Genomic DNA, 22,921 nt, shown 5'->3' with positions numbered 1-22,921 from the left:
CACCTCTCGTGCGGCGCCGGGCGTGCTTTGCCCGCCGGTGCCGGGCGCGCGGGCTTCCACGCCCCGCAGGGCCTGCCGGGCATCCCCGGTGCGGGACCGCCCGCACTGGGCATGCTGTGCCGCACGGACCGAAAACGGATCCGCACACACGAAGAACGAATCGGGGAGGACACATCATGGGCGTCACGCTCGCCAAGGGAGGCAACGTCTCCCTCTCCAAGGCCGCACCCAACCTCACCCAGGTGCTCATCGGCCTCGGCTGGGACGCGCGATCCACCACCGGAGCCGATTTCGACCTGGACGCCAGCGCGCTGCTGTGCCAGTCGGGGCGGGTGCTCGGGGACGAGTGGTTCGTGTTCTACAACAACCTCACCAGCCCCGACGGCTCCGTCGAACACACCGGGGACAACCTCACCGGCGAGGGTGAAGGTGACGACGAGTCCGTCGTCGTCCACCTCGATCAGGTGCCCCCGCACTGCGACAAGATCGTCTTTCCCGTCTCGATCCATGACGCGGACAATCGCGGGCAGGCTTTCGGCCAGGTCAGCAACGCCTTCATCCGGGTCGTGAACCAGGCCGACGGCCAGGAGCTCGCCCGCTACGACCTCAGCGAGGACGCCTCGTCCGAGACGGCGATGATCTTCGGCGAGCTCTACCGCTACAACGGCGAATGGAAGTTCCGTGCGGTGGGACAGGGGTACGCGTCAGGACTGCGGGGCATCGCTCTAGACTTCGGGGTCAACGTTTCGTAAAGCCGCGCTCGGCGCGGGGGAGCCCCGCACTACGGGGGAGACCCGTTACATACACGATGGGGTAGCCAGTGCTTCTGAAAACCTTCGGCTGGTCGTTCGCGGTTACCGCGCTCGGCCTGGTCGCAGCGGTGTTCTACGGGGGGTGGCAGGCTCTCGGCGTCGTCGCGATCCTGACGGTCCTGGAGATCTCGCTGTCCTTCGACAACGCGGTGATCAACGCCGGAATCCTGAAGAAGATGAATGCCTTCTGGCAGAAGATCTTCCTCACGATCGGTGTGCTCATCGCCGTCTTCGGTATGCGACTGGTCTTCCCCGTCGTGATCGTGGCGATCAGCGCCAAACTCGGTCCGATCGAGGCCGTCGACCTCTCGTTCAACGACCCCGACCGGTACCAGCAGCTGGTCACCGACGCCCACCCGTCGATCGCGGCCTTCGGCGGCATGTTCCTGCTCATGATCTTCCTCGACTTCATCTTCGAGGACCGGGACATCCAGTGGCTCCGGTGGATCGAGCGCCCGCTCTCCAAGCTCGGCAAGGTCGACATGCTGTCGGTCTGCGTCGCGCTGATCGTCCTGCTCGTCGCCGCCCTGACCGTCGCGACCCACGCCCACCAGCACGGTGGCGTGCACGCCGACAAGACGTCCACGGTGCTGCTCGCGGGTGTCGCCGGCCTGATCACGTACCTCGTCGTCGGCGGCCTCTCCGGCTTCTTCGAGAACAAGCTCGAAGAAGAGGAGGAGCGCGAGCACGAGGCCGAGGAAGAGGCCAAGAAGAGCGGCAAGAACCTCGCTCCGGTCGTGCTGGCCGGCAAGGCCGCGTTCTTCATGTTCCTCTACCTGGAGGTCCTGGACGCGTCCTTCTCGTTCGACGGCGTCATCGGCGCCTTCGCCATCACCAACGAGATCGTGCTGATGGCCCTCGGCCTCGGCATCGGCGCCATGTACGTCCGTTCGCTCACGGTCTACCTGGTCCGCCAGGGCACCCTGGACGACTACGTCTACCTGGAGCACGGCGCCCACTACGCGATCGGCGCCCTCTCGGTCATCCTCCTCGTGACCATCCAGTACGAGATCAACGAGATCATCACCGGCCTGGTCGGCGTGGTGCTGATCGCCTGGTCGTTCTGGTCGTCGGTCCGGCGCAACAAGAAAATCGCCGCGGTCGGCGAGGAGGGCGGCAGCCCGCTGGTCGACGCCGGCGACGGCGGAGTCCGCTGAAGTTCTGGCCAGAAGTCTCCTCTGTCGGGTGTGTGACCCGGTAAGGAATGAGGGAACGCTCTCTGCGGGGTGGTCCGCGCGGTACGGCTCCGGAGATCCGGGCCGGTCCGCCGGCCGCCCCGCAGTGACGTGCGGGACGCGCGAAGAAGGACCGGAGCACCGGCCCGCGAGGACGCGCAGACAGTTAGGTGGGGGTGGGGGATGGGCTTCTTCGACGGCCTGTGGCCGGCACGCACGGCGCAGTTCGAGTCGGGCAGCGCGGCGACGAACTCGATTCAGCTCTCACGGCGCAACGCCACGGTCTCGCTGAACAAACAGGGAGCGCTCACCGGAAACCTCCGGGTCAACCTCTCCTGGCGGATGCGGAGCTCCGACATCGAGGGCCGCTCGGGAGGCAGCCTGCTGCGGAACCCGCTGAAGCTCTTCCAGCCGGAGGTCGTGCAGGCCCACACCCAGGGCATGGTCAACGTCGACCTCGACCTCGGGTGCATGTACGAGCTCATGGACGGCACCAAGGGTGTGGTGCAGCCCCTCGGCAATCTCGTCGGGGACCTGAACGACCCGCCGTACATCCGGCTCAGCGGGGACGACCGCTTCGGCGCGCCCTCGGGGGAGACGGTCTACGTCAACATGGACCACCGCGACAAGATCAGACGCCTGCTGTTCTTCGTCTACATCTACGACCAGACGCCGGCGTTCGACCGTACCCACGCGATGGTCACGCTCTACCCGGGCAACGGCCCGCGGATCGAGATCGAACTGGACGAACGCGCGCCGCAGGCCCGCTCCTGCGCCGTGTTCACCGTGGAGAACGTCAAGGAGGAGCTGATCGTGCGCCGAGAGGTCAAGTTCGTCTACGGATTCCAGTCCGAACTCGACCGGCTCTACGGCTTCGGCATGCAGTGGGGCCGCGGCTACAAGTCGCGTGCCTGACCGCTCAGGACCGGACGAACTGCGGGCCCTGCGGCGGCAGGACGAAATGCGGGTCCGGTGCGGGCGCGGCGGCCGCCGCGGGCTGCGGATACCCGTACGCGGGCGCGCTCGTCGCGGGCTGCGGGTAGCCGTACCCGGCGGAGGCGGGCTGCGGGTAGCCGTAGGCCGGTGCGGCGGTGGCGGGCTGCGGGTAGCCGTACCCGCCCTCACGCACCGGCGGAGCTGCGGCGGGCTGCGGGTAGCCGTACCCGGGCTGCTGCTGGGGGACCGTGAGGTCTCCGGCGTGCTCCGGAGCGGGGCGGCCGGGAGCCGCCGCGCTCTCCCGCTCGCCGTCCGGCTCCGGCTGCTCGGCCGACTGCGGGTCCCCGTCGTCCACCGAGATGCCGAAGGCCGTCGCGAGCCCGATCAGCCCGGTCGGATAGCCCTGGCCGACCGCACGGAACTTCCAGCCGTCCCCGCGCCGGTAGAGCTCGCCGCAGATGATGGCGGTCTCCTCACCGGTCTCGGGCCGGATCTCGAACACGGCCAGCGGGGCGCCGTCCGCGGCCGTTGCGTCGTACAGCGATATCCGCAGGTCGTGGACGCTCCCGAAGCTCGCGCCGTCCGAGGAGGCGGCGATCACCACCTGGTCCACCGAGGGGTCCAGCGCCGCCAGATCCGCCTCGACCGTGTCGGTCAGCCCGTCGGCGACGGTGCGCTTGGGCAGGCGTCGCACATGGCCGGAGGGATGCCGGGGCTGGTTGTAGAAGACGAAGTCCTCGTCGATGCGCACCCGCCCCGAGGCGCCCAGCAGCAGGGCGGAGGCGTCCACGTCCGGAACCCCGGCCCCAGGAGTCCAGCGCAGCACGGCCCGTACGGCCGCGGCATCGAGGGGGACGTTCGAACCCTTCAGCATCCCTTGCGTCATGCCCGTCATCCTGCCTGTTGGCGGCTCCCCCGGACAACGCGGGGGCCGTAAACCGGTATCCGGGGGTAGAGCTGAGCTGGAGCACCTTACCGTGCCGGAGCCCTCCGACACGGGCGAGTTACCCGAAGTTCACATATGCGGGGAACTGCGGACACCCGTCCATACGTACTATTACCGGCCATGCGTTGTTCGATCGATCAGGCGGTACGGGGGAAAATCATGCGTCATTTCGGGCACATCACGCCTGCTGCCCGGCAGGGACTGTTCTTCCAGGAGCCATGCGAATTCGACGCGAGCGCTCCCGCCCGCGTGCTCTCGGCGGCACTGGGCGCCACGCTCTACGCCCCGGCCACCCGTCCCCGGCTCGCGGACGACGTCGTGAAACAAGCCGCGCGCGGCGTGATCTCGATGGTCCTCTGCCTGGAGGACTCGATCGCCGACACCGAAGTGGAAGGCGCGGAGAGGAACCTGGTCAAGCAGTTCGCCGACCTCGCCGACCGGGACGCGGCCATTCCGCTCCTCTTCGTCCGCGTGCGTGAGCCGGAACAGATCACCGACCTGGTGCACCGCCTCGGCGCCTCGGTCCGGCTGCTCTCCGGCTTCGTACTGCCGAAATTCACCGAACGCCGCGGAGAGCTCTTCCTTGCGGCACTGACCCGCGCGGAATCGGCATCCGGTCAGCGGCTCTTCGCCATGCCGGTGCTCGAATCGCCGGAACTCCTCCACCTGGAAACCCGTACCGAAACGCTCCAGGGAATCGCGCGTGTCGTCGGAACCCACCGTGAGCACATTCTCGCGCTGCGGCTCGGAGTCACCGACTTCTGCTCCGCCTACGGGCTGCGGAGATCCTCCGACATGACCGCGTACGACGTGCAGATCGTCAGCGCCGTCATCTCCGACGTCGTCAACGTCCTCGGACGCGCGGACGGCACCGGATTCACCATCACCGGCCCCGTCTGGGAGTACTTCCGCAACCAGGAACGCATGTTCAAGCCGCAGCTGCGCCGCAGCCCCTTCCAGGAGGGCCGGGCGGAGAAACTGCGCACCGCGCTCATCGAGCACGACCTGGACGGGCTGCTCCGGGAGATCGAACTCGACCGGGCCAACGGCCTCCTCGGCAAAACCTGCATCCACCCCTCGCACGTGGACCCCGTGCACGCGCTCTCCGTCGTCAGCCACGAGGAATTCAGCGACGCCCAGGACATTCTGCGTCCCGAGCGCGACGCCGGCGGAGTGCTGCGCTCCGCGTATACGAACAAGATGAATGAAGTGAAACCGCACCGGGCGTGGGCCGAACGCACTCTCCTGCGCGCCGAGGTCTTCGGCGTCGCACGCGAGGACATCGGCTTCGTGGACCTGCTGGCCGCGGCCGGGGCGAAGTGAGCGCGTACCGATGAGCGGGCGGGCGACGGAGAGAGAGACGATGGACGTGGTGTGGTCGGGCAGCTGGGTGGCCGAGCGGCTGGGAGTCGCTCTCACCGGCGACGGTGAGATCAGGGACATGCTGGGGCTCGCCCTGCGGCACAACCCCCGGCGGGCCCATCTGCTGGTCTCCCACGTCCTCGGCAAGCACGTACCGCAGCTCCCGTCCGTCGTCCACGGCGCCGGGGTCGAGCTCGGCCACCGGGTGCGTGAACTGCTCGGACCCGAGGCCGGCCGGGCGATCGTCCTCGGATACGCCGAGACCGCCACCGGACTCGGCCATTCGGTCGCCGACGGCATCGGCTCGGCGCCCTACCTCCACTCCACCCGTCGCCCGGTCCCGGGCGTGGTCCGGGCCGGCGGCTTCGAGGAATCCCACTCCCACGCCACCTCCCACCTGCTGCTCCCGGAGGACCCGGCGCTGCTCGCGGGCCCCGGGACGCTGGTACTCGTCGACGACGAGTTCTCCACCGGCAACACCGTCCTCAACACCATCCGCGCGCTCCACGACCTCTACCCCCGCGAGCGGTACGTCATCGTGGCCCTCGCCGACATGCGCTCGCCCGCGGACCGGGGGCGGCTCGCGGAGTTCGCCGCGGAGATCGGCGCCCGTGTCGACCTGATAGCCCGCGGCTCCGGCACGGTCGTGCTGCCCGAAGGGGTACTGGAGCGGGGGCAGGCCCTCGTAGCCGAGCAGGAGGCGAAGGAGACGAAGGAGGCCACAGGGGCCACAGGGGCCATAGGGGCCACAGGGGCCGCGGGGACCGCCCGGGTCACCCGCGTCGACCTCGGCTGGCCCGAGGGCCTCCCGGACGGCGGCCGGCACGGCTTCACCCCAGCCCACCGCGCCACCCTGGAACGCGCGCTCCCGGACATGGCCGCCCGGATCGCCGCGGCCCTGCGGGACGGACCCGCCGCCGAAGGAGCGGGCGGCCCCGACGGCCCTCGCCGCGTACTCGTCCTCGGCTTCGAAGAGCTCATGTACGCCCCGCTGCGCCTCGGCACCGCCCTGGAACAGCTGACCGACGCCGAAGTCCGCTACTCCACCACCACCCGCTCACCCGTCCTCGCCGTCGACGACCCCGGCTACGCGATACGCAGCAGGCTGGTCTTCCCGGCCCACGACACCCCGGCGGACGGCCCGGGCGACCGGTACACCTACAACGTCGCCGGAGCCGGCTTCGACGCCGTCGTCGCGGTGGTCGACTCGCACGCCGACACACCCGCACTCCACGCCCCCGAAGGGCTGTTGGCCCGCCTCGCCGCTCACGCCGGCCGGGTGCTCCTCGCGGTCATCCCCTCGTACACTCCCGAACGGCAGGAATTCACGATGCTGCCCGAGCCCCTCAGAGGCCCCGCATTCTCCTCGTACGCCGCCGAGGACGTCGGCTGGCTGCTCCAGGACCTCTCGGACACCGAGCTGGAGGCCCCCACGGAGGAACGCGAGGAGGCGATACAGAGCGGTGGCGCGCACTACGCCGAATCGCTCCCCGTGGAGTACCAGCCCAGCCCCGCCTACCAGGCGCTCTTCCAGGCCGCCCTGGAAACCTCCGCCGCCCGCATCGCCCGCGCGGTCGGCACCGTCACCGAGACGGTCCTCGCCGAACGCGGCCCCCGCCCCGTCCTCGTCTCGCTCGCCCGGGCCGGTACCCCCGTCGGAGTCCTGATGCGGCGGTGGGCCCAGCACCGCCACGGACTCGACCTGCCGCACTACGCCGTCTCCATCGTGCGCGGCCGGGGCATCGACGCCAACGCCCTGCGCTGGCTGGCCGCACACCACGACCCCGCCGACGTCGTCTTCGTCGACGGCTGGACCGGCAAGGGTGCCATCACCCGCGAACTCGCCTCCGCCCTCGCGGAGTTCGAGGGATTCAACCCCGAGATCGCCGTCCTCGCGGACCCCGGCGGCTGCGTCCGCACCTACGGCACCCGCGAGGACTTCCTCATCCCCTCCGCCTGCCTCAACTCCACGGTGTCCGGCCTGATCTCACGCACGGTACTCCGCGCCGACCTGGTCGGCCCGGACGACTTCCACGGCGCCAAGTTCTACCGGGAACTGGCCGGTTCGGACGTCTCCCTCGACTTCCTGGACACCGTCGCCGCCCGTTTCGACGAGGTCGCCGACGAGGTGGCCGAGGAGGCCAAGGCCCTGCTCGCCGCCGACCGCGCCCCCACCTGGGAAGGCTGGGCGGCCGTCGAGCGCATCAGCGAGGAGTACGGCATCAACGACGTCAACCTCGTCAAGCCCGGGGTCGGCGAGACCACCCGCGTGCTGCTCCGACGGGTCCCCTGGAAGATCCTCGCCGACCGCCGCGCCGGCGCCGACCTCGACCACGTACGGCTCCTCGCGGAGCAGCGCGGGGTGCCCGTCGAGGAGGTCGACGGACTTCCGTACAGCTGTGTCGGACTGATCCACCCCAAGTACACCCGGGGTGCGACGGGCGCCGACGGCAAGGCGGTGACGGAACAGTGACCTCACCGGGGACGAACCCCGTGGCGATGGTCGCCAGCGATCTCGACCGCACCCTCATCTACTCCACCAACGCCCTCCAGCTCACCATGCCGGACGCCGACGCGCCCCGGCTGCTCTGCGTCGAGACGTACGGCAGCAAACCGCTCTCCTACGTCACCGAGACGGCCGCCGCCCTGCTGGAAGAGCTGGGCCGCACCACGGTCTTCGTGCCGACCACCACCCGCACCCGCGAGCAGTACCACCGCATCAGCCTCCCCGGACCGGCGCCCGCCTACGCGGTGGTCGCCAACGGCGGGCACATCCTCGTGGACGGCGAGTCCGACCCCGACTGGCACGCGGGAGTCCTCAACCGCATCGCCGGCGAGTGCGCCCCGCTCGCCGAGGTCCGCGCGCACCTCGCCGCCGTCTCCGAACCCGCCTGGCTGCTGAAGGACCGGGTCGCCGAGGACCTGTTCGCCTACCTCGTCGTCGAACGCTCCCTGCTCCCCGACGGCTGGGTGGAGGAACTCGTCGACTGGGCCGGCCCACGCGGCTGGACCGTCTCCCTCCAGGGCCGCAAGATCTACGCGGTACCCAGGCCACTCACCAAGAGCGCGGCCGTCCGCGAGGTCGCCCGCCGCGCCGGCGCCGGCCTCACCCTCTCCGCGGGCGACTCCCTCCTCGACGCCGACCTGCTGCTCAGCACCGACCTCGCCTGGCGCCCCGGCCACGGCGAACTCGCCGACACCGGCTGGCACACCGGCGGGGTCGTCGCCCTCCAGGAGCAGGGCGTCCTCGCCGGGGAGGAGATCCTGCGCAGGTTCCTGGCGGCGGCACGCGGCTGACGAGAGGTCTTGGGCGATCAGCGGCCCCTTGGGCAGGCTGAACCCGAACGGCACCACGCCGCACCGACAGCCAGGAGCTGCGCACGATGACCAAGGGCAACGAAACCCGGATGACGGACGAGCTGTACGCGTACGTACTCGCGCACAACCCGCCGCTGGACCCCGTCCAGCAGGAGCTCGTCGCGACCACGTACGCCGAACTGCCGGACAGCGCGGGCATGCAGTCGGCCGAGGAACAGGGCCCGCTGCTCGCCTTCCTGGTCCGGCTGACCGCAGCCCGGCTCGTGGTGGAGGTCGGTACCTTCACCGGCTTCGGTGCCCTGTCCATGGCCCGGGCGCTGGCACCGGGCGGGCGCCTGATCGCCTGCGACGTCTCGGAGGAGTGGACCGCGTACGGCAGGGCCGCCTGGGAGAAGGCGGGAGTCGCGGACCGCATCGACCTGCGCATCGCGCCGGCGCTCGACACCTTGCGCGCCCTGCCCGAGGAGCCGCACATCGACTTCGCCTACCTGGACGCGGACAAGGGCGGCTACATCGCGTACTGGGAGGAGCTGGTGCCCCGATTGCGGCCCGGCGGCATGATCGCCACCGACAACACGCTCTTCCACGGCGGGGTCGTGGAACCGCACGCCACCGGGGGAGCGGCAGCCATCCGGGAGTTCAACGACCACGTGCTCGCCGACCGCCGGATGGACAGCGTCCTGCTCACGGTCGCGGACGGACTGACGCTCTCGCGCAAGCTGTGAGTGCCCGCTGAGGCGACAGCATCCGCGGGGTGCCCCGAGGCCACGGCCCCGGGGCGCCCGTTCCGCGTCCTACCGCCCGCGCCGGGGCCGTTCAGCCGCAGCAGCCCCCGCCGCAGCAGCCGCCCCCTCCGCCGCCGCCCGCCGGGGCGGGCGCGGAACCCGAGGCGCCGCCCACGGCGACGGCGGAGAGCAGCTTGACGGTGTCGTCGTGGCCGACGGGGCACGCGGCGGGATCGGAGGACTCGGCCATCGGACGGCTGAGCTCGAAGGTGTCCGAGCAGGTGCGGCAGCGGTACTCGTAACGAGGCATGGAGCAAGAGTAGAGCGGCGGACCCGCAGTCGGGGCCGTCTCCTCACGCGTGCGGCTGGGGGCGGGAGCCCGGCATCATCCGGGGCCGGTCGGAGCGGGCGCGGTCCTCGCGGGCGGCCTCCTCGGGGTGGCGGGCCCGCCAGTACGGGTTGTCGTGCGGAAGTCCGCCGCTGACCCTGCCGTACATCCCGAAGAACATCAGCATCAGCCCGACGATGAAGCTGAACAGCACGTTCTGCATCTCGAACGCGAGGAAGTTGAGCCCAGTGTCCAGCAGGGCCAGATTCACGAAACCGCTGGCGATGAAGAGGACACCGACCGTCATGTTGAGCGTGGACGCCTTGTTGCCGCCCACCACCATGCCGCCGAGGAGCAGCACCCCCACGCAGATGGAGAGGATGCTCAGCGCGCCGTTGGTGTTGAGACCTGCGACGGTGTCGCCACCGGTGTCGAAGAAGCCGATCTTGTCGATCAGACCGAGGATGCCGAAGACCAGGAGCACGAGCCCCATCAGTCCGGCGCCGATCCGGTAGACCTGACTGAGTCGGTGGTCGACGGGCAGCTCCTCGTTGAGACGGGCATGCAGGGGCTTGGCCTTCACGTGTTCGGCCTGCTCGGTCCTCATGGCGACCTCCTCGGGAGGTACGCGCCGACGCACGGGCCTCCACGGAGGTTCGTACCAGCCCTCTCCGGAGGTTCGCACCGGCGCACGGATCACTTCCAGCATCGGCCCGGGGGGCGAACGGGACAAGTCCTGGCGGAGCGGGGCGGGGCTCCGGGGCCGCGTCCCTCGGGTGTACGAGTCGGCGAGGCCCGGGCGCGCCGGGGCCGGCCCGACGCTCCGGTGCGCCCGCGATCGTGCGTCCGTGACCTTTGCGCAGTCAGCCCGGCGCGCCGGTGCGCCCGCGATCGTGCGCCCGTGACCTCTGCGCGGCTCAGCCCGACGCGCCGGTGCGCCCGCGCTCTCCGGTCAACGGCGGCCGGCGGCCAGGGCGACGAGGAACTGGCCGCCACCCGCCCGGACGTCCGCCGTCACCGGCAGCCCCGGCACCAGCCGGGAGAACCGGTCCACCAGCCAGTCCGCAGCCTCCTGGGCGTCCCGCTCGTTCGGACAGCGCCCCACCATCTCGCGCCCGCCCTTGCGCTCCAGCCTCTCGGCGACGGCGATCAGCGGCGCGGGCTCGGCCACGTACAGGTGGTCGGGCCAGGCGATGACGACCTTGACCGCACCCTTGCGGGAGTTGCACCCGCGGTGTGCGAGCCGCTCGGCGACCTTCGCCTTCCGGTCGGCGGTCCGGCTGTCCACGCTGGGCCCCCGCAGATCGTTCACCGACATGTCGGGGTCGACCGGTTCGTCGCACACCCAGCATCGCCAGCCGTCGCGCTCGGCCACATCATCAAGGAGACTCATCCCCGCAAAGTAGCCTGCCCGGCCGCCGTCCCCCGCATCAGGGCCCCGGCGCCCGAGCGCCCCGTCGTTCCTGCCTCTGGGTGTTCCGGCTCCCCGGCTCCCAGGTGTTCCGGCTCCCAGGTGTTCCGGCTCCCCGGTGGAGGCATTCCGTCGGCGACCGATGGTTCAGCTACCGGAGCCGAGCCCTTCGCGGATGGTGGAGACCACCTGGGCCGCGGTCTGCCGGACGGCCTCCGCCTCGGTCAGGAAGTGCCAGTAGTCGGGGTGGCGGACGTCGAGGGCCGCGATCGCACGGTCCAGCCTGGCCACCGCGTTGTCGAGCGGCCCGGCGTGACGCGGATCGGGCGTGTTACGGCCCGCCATGGCGAGCCGCTGGGCGTCACGGACGGCGAACCGGGTCCGCTGGATCTCGTCCTTCGGGTCCTTCGCCACCGCGTCCAGCAGCCGCAGTCGCTCCCCGGCCGCCGACACCGCCTCGTCCGCGTGGTTGAGCAGCGCGCGGACCGTGCCGAGCCGGGCGGTGGCGTCGGCCCAGCGCTGCTCCCTGCGCGCCTCGGCGGCCTCGGCGAGCTTCTCCTCGGCCCGGCGGACATCCTCCGCCGCCTGCTCCGGAACGTGCTGGAGGTCGTGCCAGCACTCCTCCGAGAAGCGCCGCCGCAACTCGCTGAGGATCGGCTCCACACCGCCCGCCCGGGTGGTCAGGGCCTGCGCGCGGGTACGCAGCGACACCAGCCTGCGGTCGATCTCGGCGGCCCGCTCCGGCAGCCGCTCGGCCTCGGTACGTATGGCCTCCGCCTCGCGGAGCACGGAATCGGCCCGTTGCAGCGTCTCGGCCACCCCGTGTCGACCCGCGCCCTGGTTGAGCTTGGTCAGCTCGGGGGCCAGGGCGGCGAGCCGTGTCGCGAGGTCGTCCGCCTTCATTCCGGAGGCCCGTACCCCGTCCAGCGCGCCGGTGGCCCCGATCAGTCCCTGCCGCGCTCGCTCCACCGCCGGAGCGAGCCGGGCGAGCTGCGTCTCGGCGCTGCCGAGGAGAGGGCCGAGGCCTTGCGCGTACCGGTCGAGCTCGCCCCTGACCCGTACGAGATCGTCCTTGGCCCGGGTCAGTTCGGTCGTCGCCCGGGCCGCGACGGACGGCTCCAGATCGTCCCGGTCCAGGTCGTGCGCGTCGACCGCGGTGATGTAGGCGTGGCTCACCTCGTCGATCCGGCGCCCCAGTGCCGCGAACTCCTCCACGGCCTGCCGGGCGCGCGGGGAACCGTCCACGGCCGTGATGGTCTCGATCGAGATCTCGAGATCGCGCTGCGCGCTGTCCAGCTCGTAGAACGCCTCGGCGGCGGCATCCTTCGCCGCTTGGGCGTCCGCCCGCCGGCTGCTCCCGTCCCGCCCGCCGAACCAGCGGCGCGTACCGCCACCGGCGAACGCGGCGGGCAGCGCGGCGGCGAGCAGCGGCACGGGCAGCAGCACCAGGGCGATGACGTCCCGGAGGGCCGGGCCGACCCGGCGCGGCTTCCCGGCGGAACGGCGTGCCGCGTGCGGGTTCGCGAGGTCCGGCTCCGGAAAGGCCGGGACGGCGACGGTCGGGCGCCCACCGGCTCGCGCCCTCGACTGCGGCCGCGCGTCTGTCGCCGTCACATGCCTCTCCCGTGCCGTCCGCCTGTGCCCGATCCATTCTCCCACCAGTCATGACGAATACCCGGGCCGGTTAGTTCGCGGTTCGGACGCTGACTTCCCCGTTGTCGCTGCGGATCTTCACCACGTGCGGGCTGAGGTCATTGCGCGGCACGTCGACGGAGACGTTCCCGTTGTGCGCCTGCGCGTCCACGGCGTACGCGTTGCCTCCGCCGGGCAGCTCGATGTGGGTGCCGCCGTTGTCCGTGTCCACGTCCAGCAGATCCGGTGCCGCGTCGAACCCGAGCCGGATCGACCCGTTGTCCGAGCCGATCACCGCGGACGGGCCCGAAAGGCCCTTGGCGTCGATCGAACCGTTGTCGCTCGACAACTTCAGCTCGCCCCCGGCATCCCGTACCACCACCGCGCCGTTGTCGGAGGACAGCTCCAGCCGGGTGTCGAACCCGGACGCGGTCACCTTGCCGTTGTCCCCCGACGCCCTCACAGCCACCCCGCGCGGCACCTTCACCCGGTGACGGCCGGAGCAGTTGTTGACCACTCCCGTGCACTTCACCTTCAGCGTGAGGGTGCCGTCCTCCATCTTCCAGACCGGATCGGGCCCCGACCCGAACACCACCCAGCCGTCCGTCTGCCGCTCCACCTCCACCTCGTCCACGTCGGCCGGTACGAGTTCCAGCGAGGTGTTCGACGAGTCGATCGTCAGGGTCTTCCCCCGGAGCGCGAACGACTTGTGCTCGACGGGCGCCCCGTCCACGTCCGTACTCCCGCAACCGCTGACGGCCACGGCGACGACGAGCGCCCCGGCGGAGGCGAGGAGGGCGGTGCGTCGGCGGGTGTGCGGCGTGCTGGTGGTGGTGTCCACGGGATCGGTCCCCCAGATGTGCGCGGTGCGGTGAGGTGCTCACCGGGGCAGTTCCCCCGGCCACCTTCACGTTATGCAGCCCGGCCGTCACCCACGATGAGGCCGCCCACCGGCTCCGGGGTAGGGGTAGCCCCCGTATCCGGCCCGGCGTTCGGGCTCCGCCTCCGCGTTCTGCGGCGTCCCGCGCGTGGGTGCCCGCGGCTGAGGCGAAACGGAGTACGAACCCGGTCCGGACGCCATGTACGCTGTTCCTTCATCCACGGGTGCGTAGCTCAGGGGTAGAGCGCTGCTCTTACAAAGCAGATGTCGGCGGTTCGAAACCGTCCGCGCCCACCAGTACGAAGGCCCCCAACCGATCATGGTTGGGGGCCTTTGACATCTACATCTGACATCAACGAGGGCGGTCACCCACGGTCGGGACGCTGCCGCTTCAGCATGCGGTCGAGGTGGCTCACGGCCTCGCGCTGCGTGTCCTGGACGACGTGAGCGTAGATGTTCATCGTGACCGCGATCTGACTGTGCCCGAGGATCTCCATCACGACGCGGGGCGGTACGCCGGCCGCAGTCAGTAGCGTCGCGCAGCCGTGGCGGGCATCGTGCAGGCGGATCACTCGAAGTCCAGCGGTCGCGGCAACACGGGTGAACGAGCGGTACAGGTTGCGGGGTTCGATCGGCCGGCCGGTCCGTGTGGTGAAGACGTAGCCCGTGTCCTCCCACCGATCACCTGCGGCTTCACGCCGAGCAGCTTGCCGTAGCCGTTCCCAGCGGAGCGGAGCGACGCACAGGGCGGGGAGGGGAAGTGTCTGCCTCCTGCGGCGCCCTTTGGGATCGTCTTCGTACGCCTCACCGCGGACACGCTGCCGCTGAGTGCGGACCCGGATCTCCCGCTTGTCGAGGTCCACGTTTTCCCACCGAAGGCCGACGACTTCACCGCGGCGGAAGCCGAGCGCGATGGCAAGGACGAAGGCCGCGTAGAGCGGGTCCTTCCGGGCCGCGGTGAGGAAGGACAGGGTCTCGTCCAGCGACCAGGGGGAGAGGTCTCGCGCTTTGGCCGAGGGCGGCTCTACGAGGGTCGCCACGTTCCGCGTGACGAGTTCTTCCCGGCAGGCCGCCGTCAGCGCGGTACGCAGGACACGGTGTGATTCCTTGGCGGTCGCTGCGGTGGTCTGCTGTTCCAGACGGACGAGGAAGCGCCGAACATCCGCCACGCTCAACGATTCGAGCCGCTTCGAGCCGAGCATGGGCACGAGGTAGAGGCGTAGGTGCGTCTCGTACTTGGCGTAGGTCGTCCTCTTGCGGCGCGGCTTCACGATGTTCTCCAGCCAGTACGGCAGCCACTCGGAAAGCTTGGCCGACCTCGTAGGCACGGGCACTCCTTGGTCTACCTTGGCGAGCAGTTCACGGCGCTTGGTGTCGCACTCGGCCCACGTCTTGCCGTAGGCAAACTTGCGGGCGCGGGTGCCGTCCGGCTGGAGGACGTAGACCGCGGCTTGATAGCGGCCGTCCTTGCGCTTGGTGATGGTGCCGGCGCCGTTGGGGTTGCGCTTGCGCTGGGGAGGCATCAGGCGGCTTCCTCGACCTCGTTGACGATGAAGTCCCGCACTGCGTCGGCGGGGATGCGCCGCGACCGGCCGATGGTGATGGAGACCAGCCGACGGGAGCGGATCAGGTCGTAGACGGTGGAGCGCCCGAGCTTCAACCGAGCCATGACCTCGGGCACGGTGAGGAGTTCGGCGGTGGCGGTGGTCATGCGTCGGTTCCTTCCAGGGCGAGTTGGTCCATGAGTTCGGCGCGGTGTTCGCGGGCGGTGTCGCGGTTGTGTTGGATGTCGCGGTGGATGTTGGCGGCGAGCCAGGATTCGCCGGGGGTGTGGCCGTGGCCGGCGTAGGCCCAGTGGGCGAGGGTGAGCGTGGTGGCTTCGGGGTGGTCGTGGGGGTCCGGGAGGCCGAGGGCTTCGCGTTGCTGGTGGGCGCGGTAGTCGGCGCGGACCTGGCGGAGTGCTCCGAGGGTGGTGGAGTACGCCCGGGACTTGGTGGAGAAGTGACCGCGGAAGCCGAGCATGTGGGCCCAGTCGCAGAGCTTGCGGTCCGGGTAGGCGTGGTGGAGGTCAAGGCACGCTTCGATCAGCCGGCGGGGATGCTCGGGGACGTCAAGGAGGATCAGGGCTTCCTTGTTGCCGATGCGGTGATCGACGGTCCCGGTCGTCTCGGCTGCCTTGGTGGCGTACTTGGCGACGTAGGAGGCGACGGCTTGTTCGGTGAGGTCTTCGCCGTTGCCGAAGGCGGCGATGGGCTGGACGTCGAGTTGGGTGCCCCAGCGCAGGACCCAGCCAGGGAAGCCGGCTTCCTCACGGGCGGGGACGGTGAGTTCGACCCGGTCGGCGGCGGCGCGGATCGCGTCGTCAAGGAGGGTGTGGGTGGCCCAGGCGGGCGGGGGTGTGTCCGGGCCGTCGGGTCCGTCGAAGCGGATCACGGCGTGGAAGTGGACCGCTCCGCGCTTTTGGTACTCGGCGACCTTCCCGAAGGACAGCCGGGATTGCTCCCGGGCGGCTTTCTGGGTGAGGCCGGCGCGGCGGGCGATTTCGCGGCGGAGGTAGATCGTGAAGTAGCGCCAGAGGTCGGAGGCGTGGTTGTTCCACAGCACCGCGCCGGCGTAGTCGTACGTCGCCGGGTCGAGGGGCGTACCGAGTTCGGGGGCGTCGTCCGGGTGGCGGGTGCCGCAGCGGCAGGGCCGGTTCCCGGGACGGTTGTGGACCGGGCCGAACGACGGGGCGGTGAGGGTGGCGAAGACGCGGGGGTGTTCGCGGACCGTGACTGGGGTGCCTTTGGCGGGGTCGCCGGTGAGGCCGGCGCGGATGAGGTGGTAGGTGTCGCCGGCGTAGGTCCAGGCGCAGGCGGGGCAGCGGGAGGCGCGGCGGTTGCCGCAGGCGATCCGGAGCCGTCCGCCGGGTTCGTTGTCGGTCGTGTAGTGGTGGAGCAGGGTGCCGGTGGTGCGGTCGATGGTTTTGGTGGCGCCGGTGAGGTGGACGGGTTGGGCGCATCCTCCGGTGCGGCGGAGTTGTTCGGTGAGGCGGTCGAAGCCGGGGGACCCGGCCACCCTCAGCACGTCGGCGAAAGTGGTCGGGTCCAGGCCCGCCGCGGTGGCGGGGTTGGTCACCGGTTCTCCTTGGGCGGGTGGTTGTCGATCCACTCCTCGGCGCACACCTTGTGGACGGGCTTGCCGCGGTCGGAGCGGAGCGGGGTGGGCTTGTCGCAGAGCACGCAGGGCTTGTCGCCAGAGGCGTCGAAGTGCTTCTTGTCGGACCAGTCGAGGAGGGCCATGGTGTTCACGCCCCGACGCGGGTGTAGGCGCGGGCGGGGGTGGTATGGCCGGTGCCGTGGCAGGCGGGGCAGTCGGCGGTGATGGTGCGGCGCTCGCCGGTGGCGGTGGTCTGGCCGGTGGTGACCGCGACGGTGGGGAAGCCGTCGCAGTGGGCGCAGATGGGCCGGGGCCGGGTGTTCTCGGGCATGATGGGTCTTCCCTTTCGGGTCCTTTGGATCAGGGATGGGTGGGGCTCCCGGGGCGGCGGAAACTTGGCGGTTGAGGCCGCCCCGGGGGCCGTTAAGAGCGAGGGCGTGGGGTGTTGTTGCGTCGGCCGTGGCCCTTGGCCGCGTACATCGCGGTGTCGGCGGCGGCGAGCGCGTCGGTCAGGGTCCGTACGGGCAGATCGGCGACGAAGCAGAAGCCGACCGACGCGGACACGGGAATGACCTGCCCGCGGTAGATGACCGGCTGCCGGAGTGCGTGGTCCAGTGCGGCGGTGCCGGGGTGGTTGGTCGAGTCCGGGAGGAGGGCGGCGAATTCGTCGCCTCCGAGCCGGGCGGTGATGCCGTTGCCGGCCGCCCAGTGGGTGAGGCGTTCGGCGGTGGCCGCGATGACCGCGTCGCCGGCGAGGTGGCCGTGGGTGTCGTTGATGGCCTTGAAGTCGTTCAGGTCCACCAGGAACGCCATGGCCCGGGGCGCACGGGTCACGATGCGTTCGGCGCGGGCGGTGAACCCGGCCCGGGTGTGGAGTCCGGTGAGCGGGTCGCGGCGGGCGGCGGACAGCCGGCGGGTCAGGACGCTGCTGTGGAAGGCCCAGCCGAAGGCGGGTAACGCCGCCACCATGTTGATCAGGTCCATGTCAATCACTGGCCCTTGCGGGAGTCGTTGAGCATGAGGCGCAGGACGACCGCGAGGAGGGCGAGGGAGCCGGCGGTGATGGCGACCGCGAGGAGCATCGAGACGAGGACCGCGCCGACGACGAGGACCGCGGCCGTGCCGCCGGCGACCGCGACGACCAGGGCGCCGGGGGTGAGCTGCACCGCGGAGCGGGCGGCCGGCGCCGGGGCCGGGGCGGCGGTGACGGTGGCGGGGTTGTGGTGGCAGTCGCAGGCCGCCGGTGGGTAGACGACGCCGGTGAGCGGGCGGACCAGGGTGGTGTCCGGGGTCGGTGCGGTATCGGGGGTCGGGTACTTCGGGGTGAACATGGGCTTTCTCCTCTCAGATGGTGCAGCGGTGGGTGCGGGCGGCGAGTTCGGCGGCGGCGCGGCTGGTGTAGTCGGCGGAGAAGTTGCAGGCGGGGGCGGTGCAAGCGGCGGTGTGCTTGGGGCGGCCCCGGCCGTCGTAGTGCGTGCCGACCCGGACGGGGCCGATACGGATCACGTCGGTGAAGCGGTTCGGACGCGGCATAGGTCAGCCCTCCTGGCGGAGGCTGTTGCCGGTGAACTCGGTGCGGATGCGGGCGGCTTCGGTCGGGTCGGTGGTGCGGTCGGCAGCCTCCTCGGCGAGAAGCCGGGCAAGGGTGGGGCGGCCGGAGTCGGCCATCTCGCGGGCGGCGTCGAGGTAGTCCGCCGGGCGGCTGAAGTTGAGCAGGGCCATGAGCTTTGTCCCTTCTGATCAGGTGAGTTGGGCGTTGATGGCGTCGGCGAGCGGTGCGGGGACGCCGAGGCGCAGGCGGAGCGTGGCCAGGTCGATGCGGTCGCCGGTCGAGGCGCGGTGGCTGTCGGCGACCTTTTTGGCGTGGTCGAGCAGGGCCGGCGGAACCGACACCGCAGGCACCGAGGCCGGGACCGGAGCCGGGGCCGGGGCCGGGGGAAGTTCCGGGGCCGGTTCCCCGACCCGTTCCACCGTGACGTCGAGGGCATCCGGGACCGGCTCGGATTCCGGAGCGTCCAGGGATGCGGCCGGGGTCGTGGGTGCCGGTTCGGGGGTGGTGGGGGTGTGGGCGAGGAGGGTTCCGCCGAGGAAGGCGAGGGCGGGCCAGCCGGCGACGAGGATGCGGAGCCAGGCCGGGACCTGTCCGAGGTCGAGGAGGCCGGCGGTGGCGATGTTCGCGCCGAGGGACGCGGTCAGGGCGATGACGAACCAGACCCACGCCGGGCGGTTGTCGGTGGTGGTCCGCATGCGGCGCCAGGCGGCGACAAGGAGCAGGTCCACGCTGATCGGGTAGGCCCAGGCTTTCCAGCCGTCTTGTCCGGCCGCCGAGGCGAGGTCGTGCAGGTGAGAGAAGGACAGGGCTCCGGCGATGAACGCTTGGATCAGTACGGCGTCGGGGCGGAGTTTGCGGGGCATCGGTTCACCTCCTTTCGGGAGGTTGGGCCGGGGGCCGGGCGGGATGTGGTGTTCACCGCCCGGCACCCGGAGCGCGAGGGGGTCAGGCGTTGGGGTCGGTGCCGGTGCCAAAGCAGTTGAGGCAGAGCCCGTCCTGCTGGCCGACCGTGCGCCGCTTGCGGCCGACGCGCACCGTGATCGACACGTTTCCGGTGCCGCCGCAGGGCTGGCACGGGGCGGGGGTGGTCTTCGGCGGGGTGGTCCGTTTGGCCATGACAAGGGGCCTTTCGGGTTCAGGCATGGGAGGGGTAGGGACCCGGCGCGAAGACGGTCACGCCAACCGGCGAAGCAGGAGGGAGGGGTGCTACTCGGCGACCGGCACCGGGGCGCCCAGCGGAGCCGGGACGCCGGGGGCGGTGGGGACGACGGCCGGGCGGAACGCGGCGAGCGCGGGGATGAGCGGGGTGAGGTGTGCGTACTCGCGGCAGGTGGCAACCGCTTCGGCGGGGGTCATGGCGGGGGTGCGGATGCGGGACCAGCCGCCGGAGGCATCGCCAGCCACGGCAACCCCGGGACGGTCCGGCGGGATCATCGTCACCGCGGCCACGGCGTCCGGGGCGATGTCGCCAAGCCCCATGTCCGCGGTCTGCTTGTCGTTGACCCGGTGGACCACGCGGCCGGTGAGCTGGGCGCGGAGCATCGTGGCACCCTTGCCCAACTCGGAGCCGAACCGCTGTCCGCAGATTTCCAGGTAGATGCCGACCGCACGGGCCATCTGCGCGAGCCGGACCAGGTGCATGACCATCCGGTCCCGGCGCTCTTCGTCCTTCTTCGCGGCGGTCAGGAAGAGTTCGGCGACCTCGTCCACCAGGACGACCAGCGGCACCGGCCGGACCTTGACGGGCAGGTCCCACAGGTCCGAGACCCCGTGCGCGCTCAGGGTGTCGAAGCGGGCTTCCATCTCCCGAACGAGGGCTTCCAGGAGTTCAGCCGCTTCGTCCGGGGTCACCGCGAGGGCGGAGAGGCGGGGTGCGTAGCCGCGCTGTTCGACGCCGCGCTTGCAGTCGATCCCGACCAGGCCCACGGGGAGCTTGGCGAGACCGGTGATCAGGTTGCGCTGGAACATCGACTTGCCCGACTGGTTCGCGCCCAGCGTCAGACTGTGTGGGACCTTCTTGTAGTCGCGGACGAAGGGGGTTCCGTCCTCCCGGACCGCGACCGGCACGACCAGCGGACCCGACCGCAACGAGCGGGGGAGCCGGCGGGGCATCTTCACCCGCCACAGCACGTCGTACCCGGTCATCCGCAGTTCCACGAATCCGGGCTTCGTCTCCACCACGTGCACCGAGTGAACGCCCCAGGCGTGGCGCAGCCGTTCGGATGCGGCGGCGACGTCCGCGGGTTCCAGTCCGGCGGGCAGGCGGAGGGTGGCGCGCATACCGGTGGACGAGGCGCGGACCTTGCGCACCTTCGGCGGGACCGGCTGCACATCCGGGCGGCGGGCCACGTTGCGGACCATGAACGCCCGCAGGCGGGACGGCTGTACCGTCAGCCCGCACACGTCCATCGTCGAGTGGTACGTGGCGGCGAACCGGACCCGGGCGACCGGCAGACCGACCAGCGACCAGTACACGCGGGGAGCGCGGACCTTCGCGTAGCCGAGACCGCCGGCGGCGGATAAGGCTCCGGCCGCTTCGATCACCGTGGACACGTCCGTCATGATCAGACCCCGGCCGTGATGGCGACCGCGCGGAAGCTGATGCCGTGGCGGGTCTGGCCGTTGAACGTGTTCTCCCAGTCCCGGGCCTTGAGCCCGATGACCGTGACCATCGTGCCCGGGGTCAGGTTCTCCGGGACCCCCGTGCTCGGGACGGTCACCTGGTAGAGGTTCCCCTCCCCCTCGTCCGAGATCAGCAGGCCCACCGTTGCGAGCGGGGCACCGGTCTCCCGGTCCATCGCGATCTCACCGGTCTGCTTGGACACGAGCTTCGGCGTCGGGGGCGTCGCCACGAACACGACAGCGGTCGAAACATCGATCTTGAACGACGGCATGAGGTTCTCCTCAGACGAGGGCGCAGAGGTAAGCGCGCCCAACTGGCTTGAGCCACTTACTGGCTTAAGCCAGTTGAGCATGCCCGCCCGCTCCAGGTCAACCATCTGGCTTGAGCCAGTTGCTAAGGTGGTCTCATGACCCCGTCCGGCGCCCCGGCTCAACAGCCGCCCAGCAGGCGCATCGCCGAGTACCTACGCCGCCAGATCGAATCCGGAGAACTTCCCAGCGGCGCCAAGCTGCCTTCCGAACGTGCGCTTGCAGAGCAGCACGGAGCGGCGCGCAACACCGCACGTGAGGCCATTCGGCTGCTCGCAGAACAAGGACTGGTCACGGCCAGGCACGGCAGTGGCGTGTTCGTCCGAACGCCGCAGCGCCTCTTCCGATTCGGCAGCGACCGCTACTCATTGAAGAACCGCGAGACAGGACTGACCCCGTTCCGCCTGGAGGCGAAGCGTCAGGGCAAGGTGGCGAGGATCGAGGTTCCGTCGATCGCCCGGGAGAGGCCGCCGGCAGACGTCGCAGAGCGCCTGCGAGTACCTGCGGACGAAGAGAGCGTCGTCCACCGCGAGAACCACTACTTCGCAGATGACGAGCCCGTGCAGATCGTCTCCACGTTCCTTCGGTGGGACGAAGCGCAAGGCACGCTGCTCATGCAGGCCAAGACCGGTAAGGACGGGATCTACGGCAGGCTGGAGGACCTCGGGCATGTCATGACCCGAGTGCGTGACGAGATCAGCGCGCGGATGCCGACTCCGGAAGAAGCCGAAATCCTGGAACTATTGCCCGGCGTACCGGTCTTGGAAGTGCTGCACACCAGCCTGGATCAAGTCGGAACGCCGTTTGAGGTCTCGCGATACGTCCACCGCGCCGACCAAACCGGCTTGCTCTACGACCTCCCCGTCGAGCAGGAGACATGACCATGGAGGCCGTAACCGTCCGGTCGTTCACTGTCGAAGACCTTGCGGGCGCCGCAGCCGCGCTGGTGGAGGTTCACGACACGGACGGATATCCGGTGGAGGGGGTCAGGGACCCGGAGGCGTGGATTACGTCGAAGGACGTCTTGACCGCATGGGTCGCGGAGAGCGGAAGTGCGATCGTGGGCCACGTGGCGGTGATGAAGCCCCAGGGCGAGGCTGCCGAGATGTGGATGAGGCAGAACGACGACGACGGCTCCCATGTGGGGGTGCTTGCAAGACTTTTCGTGGTGAAGGCGGTGAGGAAGCAAGCCGTTGGCGAGCGGCTCGTGAACGCGGCTGTGACCTATGCGCGAGCGCACCAGCTCCGCCTTGTGCTCGACGTCATGGCGAAGGATGTGGCCGCCATCCGCCTGTACGAACGTCTCGGCTGGCACAAGATCGGCGAGACCGTTCACCACTTCGGCGCCAGCGAGACCATCCCGGCCGTTTGCTACGTTGCCCCCGCCGATTGACCGAGCTGTTACAGGTTTCTCTACCTCATCAAGGCTCCCGGCTGCGCTCCGCTCCGCCGGGCGCGCTCCCGGCTCTGGCCGCGCCCGCGCTCCTGCCTTCGGCCCGCTCGGCGCGCCGCCGCCGACGCGCGCCCACGGCGGGTAGGGCGGGAGGGGATGAGCCGAGACCGGAGCCCGCGGCTTCAAGACATGCCTCCGGCGGGGGCGCTCCGGCACCGGGGGGAGGGGGCGCCGTTCGCGGGTGCCGGCCGGTGCGTGGTGAGCGTCGTGGTGGCTCCCATCCCGACCACCTTCGACCCAGGCAGAGCCGAGCAGTCGCGGCCCAGGGCGTCAAGGTCGTTCGTACAGTGGCGCGCTCCACCTTGACGCCCTGAACCACGAC

Annotated in this window: 28 protein-coding genes and 1 tRNA gene; 10 read left to right on the top strand and 19 right to left on the bottom strand. The window is 70.5% G+C overall.

Features of this window, described 5'->3' with window-relative positions; all coding sequences use genetic code 11:
* Nucleotides 1-176: 176 nt before the first annotated feature.
* From ACFWEP_RS14255 to ACFWEP_RS14245, 3 genes are all read left to right on the top strand, one after another.
* Nucleotides 177-752 carry a TerD family protein gene (locus ACFWEP_RS14255; RefSeq protein ID WP_387369887.1) on the top strand — a complete coding sequence of 192 codons (576 nt, stop codon included), beginning with the start codon at nt 177-179 and terminating at the stop codon, nt 750-752.
* A 68-nt stretch (nt 753-820) separates the two neighbouring features.
* The gene (locus ACFWEP_RS14250; protein ID WP_387369885.1) at nt 821-1,969 is read left to right on the top strand and encodes a DUF475 domain-containing protein; all 1,149 of its coding nucleotides are present in this window, start codon (nt 821-823) and stop codon (nt 1,967-1,969) included.
* Between the two features lie 201 nt (nt 1,970-2,170).
* Nucleotides 2,171-2,902 carry a Tellurium resistance gene (locus tag ACFWEP_RS14245; protein ID WP_387369883.1) on the top strand — a complete coding sequence of 244 codons (732 nt, stop codon included), beginning with the start codon at nt 2,171-2,173 and terminating at the stop codon, nt 2,900-2,902.
* A gap of 4 nt (nt 2,903-2,906) precedes the next feature.
* Here the strand turns inward: ACFWEP_RS14245 and ACFWEP_RS14240 are convergent, their stop codons facing one another.
* Nucleotides 2,907-3,818, bottom strand: coding sequence for a TerD family protein (locus ACFWEP_RS14240; RefSeq protein ID WP_387369881.1), 912 nt, complete (start codon nt 3,816-3,818; stop codon nt 2,907-2,909).
* A 210-nt stretch (nt 3,819-4,028) separates the two neighbouring features.
* Here ACFWEP_RS14240 and ACFWEP_RS14235 point away from each other — a divergent pair, with 210 nt between their 5' ends.
* The 4 genes from ACFWEP_RS14235 to ACFWEP_RS14220 all read left to right on the top strand — a co-directional run bounded on the left by ACFWEP_RS14235 (nt 4,029) and on the right by ACFWEP_RS14220 (nt 9,274).
* Nucleotides 4,029-5,192: an HpcH/HpaI aldolase/citrate lyase family protein gene (locus ACFWEP_RS14235; protein ID WP_387369879.1), complete on the top strand. Its 1,164-nt coding sequence runs from the start codon at nt 4,029-4,031 to the stop codon at nt 5,190-5,192.
* A gap of 40 nt (nt 5,193-5,232) precedes the next feature.
* Nucleotides 5,233-7,704 (top strand): phosphoribosyltransferase, encoded by a 2,472-nt coding sequence (locus tag ACFWEP_RS14230; RefSeq protein ID WP_387369877.1) that lies wholly within the window; start codon nt 5,233-5,235, stop codon nt 7,702-7,704.
* A 26-nt stretch (nt 7,705-7,730) separates the two neighbouring features.
* A complete protein-coding gene (locus ACFWEP_RS14225) occupies nt 7,731-8,528 on the top strand; it encodes an HAD family hydrolase (protein WP_387369889.1) in 798 nt (265 codons plus the stop codon).
* Between the two features lie 86 nt (nt 8,529-8,614).
* Complete coding sequence (locus ACFWEP_RS14220) at nt 8,615-9,274, top strand: O-methyltransferase (RefSeq protein ID WP_387369875.1); 660 nt, start codon at nt 8,615-8,617, stop codon at nt 9,272-9,274.
* Nucleotides 9,275-9,365: 91 nt separating this feature from the next.
* Here the strand turns inward: ACFWEP_RS14220 and ACFWEP_RS14215 are convergent, their stop codons facing one another.
* The 5 genes from ACFWEP_RS14215 to ACFWEP_RS14195 form a co-directional block, all read right to left on the bottom strand.
* Nucleotides 9,366-9,584: a zinc ribbon domain-containing protein gene (locus tag ACFWEP_RS14215; protein ID WP_387369873.1), complete on the bottom strand. Its 219-nt coding sequence runs from the start codon at nt 9,582-9,584 to the stop codon at nt 9,366-9,368.
* 43 nt (nt 9,585-9,627) lie between these two features.
* Entirely contained in the window at nt 9,628-10,209 is a 582-nt protein-coding gene (locus tag ACFWEP_RS14210) for a DUF4383 domain-containing protein (RefSeq protein ID WP_387369871.1), read from the bottom strand.
* Nucleotides 10,210-10,554: 345 nt separating this feature from the next.
* Nucleotides 10,555-10,995 carry a hypothetical protein gene (locus tag ACFWEP_RS14205; protein ID WP_387369869.1) on the bottom strand — a complete coding sequence of 147 codons (441 nt, stop codon included), beginning with the start codon at nt 10,993-10,995 and terminating at the stop codon, nt 10,555-10,557.
* Between the two features lie 165 nt (nt 10,996-11,160).
* Nucleotides 11,161-12,627: a hypothetical protein gene (locus tag ACFWEP_RS14200; RefSeq protein ID WP_387369867.1), complete on the bottom strand. Its 1,467-nt coding sequence runs from the start codon at nt 12,625-12,627 to the stop codon at nt 11,161-11,163.
* Nucleotides 12,628-12,697: 70 nt separating this feature from the next.
* A complete protein-coding gene (locus ACFWEP_RS14195) occupies nt 12,698-13,486 on the bottom strand; it encodes a DUF4097 family beta strand repeat-containing protein (RefSeq protein WP_387369865.1) in 789 nt (262 codons plus the stop codon).
* A 261-nt stretch (nt 13,487-13,747) separates the two neighbouring features.
* On the opposite strand from ACFWEP_RS14195, the gene ACFWEP_RS14190 reads away from it, so the two are divergent.
* A tRNA-Val gene (locus ACFWEP_RS14190) sits at nt 13,748-13,822 on the top strand.
* 68 nt (nt 13,823-13,890) lie between these two features.
* On the opposite strand, the gene ACFWEP_RS14185 is transcribed toward ACFWEP_RS14190, so the two are convergent.
* The 13 genes from ACFWEP_RS14185 to ACFWEP_RS14125 all read right to left on the bottom strand — a co-directional run bounded on the left by ACFWEP_RS14185 (nt 13,891) and on the right by ACFWEP_RS14125 (nt 21,109).
* Nucleotides 13,891-15,048, bottom strand: coding sequence for a tyrosine-type recombinase/integrase (locus ACFWEP_RS14185; protein ID WP_387369863.1), 1,158 nt, complete (start codon nt 15,046-15,048; stop codon nt 13,891-13,893).
* Complete coding sequence (locus ACFWEP_RS14180) at nt 15,048-15,236, bottom strand: helix-turn-helix domain-containing protein (RefSeq protein ID WP_387369861.1); 189 nt, start codon at nt 15,234-15,236, stop codon at nt 15,048-15,050. Before ACFWEP_RS14180 ends, ACFWEP_RS14185 begins: the two co-directional genes overlap by 1 nt.
* A complete protein-coding gene (gene repSA / locus ACFWEP_RS14175; RefSeq protein ID WP_387369859.1) occupies nt 15,233-16,642 on the bottom strand; it encodes a replication initiator protein RepSA in 1,410 nt (469 codons plus the stop codon). Before repSA ends, ACFWEP_RS14180 begins: the two co-directional genes overlap by 4 nt.
* Nucleotides 16,639-16,815 (bottom strand): hypothetical protein, encoded by a 177-nt coding sequence (locus ACFWEP_RS14170; protein WP_387369892.1) that lies wholly within the window; start codon nt 16,813-16,815, stop codon nt 16,639-16,641. Before ACFWEP_RS14170 ends, repSA begins: the two co-directional genes overlap by 4 nt.
* Nucleotides 16,812-16,994, bottom strand: a complete 183-nt coding sequence (locus ACFWEP_RS14165; RefSeq protein WP_387369857.1) for a hypothetical protein — start codon at nt 16,992-16,994, stop codon at nt 16,812-16,814. The genes ACFWEP_RS14170 and ACFWEP_RS14165 overlap by 4 nt, the downstream gene beginning before the upstream one ends.
* A gap of 92 nt (nt 16,995-17,086) precedes the next feature.
* The gene (locus ACFWEP_RS14160) at nt 17,087-17,647 is read right to left on the bottom strand and encodes a GGDEF domain-containing protein (RefSeq protein ID WP_387369855.1); all 561 of its coding nucleotides are present in this window, start codon (nt 17,645-17,647) and stop codon (nt 17,087-17,089) included.
* A 5-nt stretch (nt 17,648-17,652) separates the two neighbouring features.
* Entirely contained in the window at nt 17,653-17,994 is a 342-nt protein-coding gene (locus tag ACFWEP_RS14155) for a SpdD protein (RefSeq protein ID WP_387369853.1), read from the bottom strand.
* A 13-nt stretch (nt 17,995-18,007) separates the two neighbouring features.
* Nucleotides 18,008-18,196: a mobile element transfer protein gene (locus tag ACFWEP_RS14150; protein WP_387369851.1), complete on the bottom strand. Its 189-nt coding sequence runs from the start codon at nt 18,194-18,196 to the stop codon at nt 18,008-18,010.
* 3 nt (nt 18,197-18,199) lie between these two features.
* Nucleotides 18,200-18,385 carry a hypothetical protein gene (locus ACFWEP_RS14145; RefSeq protein ID WP_387369849.1) on the bottom strand — a complete coding sequence of 62 codons (186 nt, stop codon included), beginning with the start codon at nt 18,383-18,385 and terminating at the stop codon, nt 18,200-18,202.
* A gap of 18 nt (nt 18,386-18,403) precedes the next feature.
* Nucleotides 18,404-19,078 (bottom strand): DUF2637 domain-containing protein, encoded by a 675-nt coding sequence (locus tag ACFWEP_RS14140; protein ID WP_387369847.1) that lies wholly within the window; start codon nt 19,076-19,078, stop codon nt 18,404-18,406.
* Between the two features lie 82 nt (nt 19,079-19,160).
* Entirely contained in the window at nt 19,161-19,331 is a 171-nt protein-coding gene (locus ACFWEP_RS14135; protein ID WP_387369845.1) for a hypothetical protein, read from the bottom strand.
* Nucleotides 19,332-19,421: 90 nt separating this feature from the next.
* A complete protein-coding gene (locus ACFWEP_RS14130) occupies nt 19,422-20,777 on the bottom strand; it encodes an FtsK/SpoIIIE domain-containing protein (protein WP_387369843.1) in 1,356 nt (451 codons plus the stop codon).
* Nucleotides 20,778-20,779: 2 nt separating this feature from the next.
* The gene (locus ACFWEP_RS14125) at nt 20,780-21,109 is read right to left on the bottom strand and encodes a hypothetical protein (protein WP_387369841.1); all 330 of its coding nucleotides are present in this window, start codon (nt 21,107-21,109) and stop codon (nt 20,780-20,782) included.
* A gap of 135 nt (nt 21,110-21,244) precedes the next feature.
* On the opposite strand from ACFWEP_RS14125, the gene ACFWEP_RS14120 reads away from it, so the two are divergent.
* Complete coding sequence (locus ACFWEP_RS14120) at nt 21,245-22,027, top strand: GntR family transcriptional regulator (RefSeq protein WP_387369839.1); 783 nt, start codon at nt 21,245-21,247, stop codon at nt 22,025-22,027.
* The gene (locus ACFWEP_RS14115) at nt 22,024-22,539 is read left to right on the top strand and encodes a GNAT family N-acetyltransferase (protein ID WP_387369837.1); all 516 of its coding nucleotides are present in this window, start codon (nt 22,024-22,026) and stop codon (nt 22,537-22,539) included. The genes ACFWEP_RS14120 and ACFWEP_RS14115 overlap by 4 nt, the downstream gene beginning before the upstream one ends.
* Nucleotides 22,540-22,921: the final 382 nt, after the last annotated feature.

This window comes from Streptomyces sp. NPDC060198, from assembly GCF_042728415.1.
GTDB lineage: Bacteria > Actinomycetota > Actinomycetes > Streptomycetales > Streptomycetaceae > Streptomyces.
The sequence above is the reverse complement of the archived record's forward strand: the minus strand, read 5'-3'. Positions and strand labels throughout refer to the sequence as shown.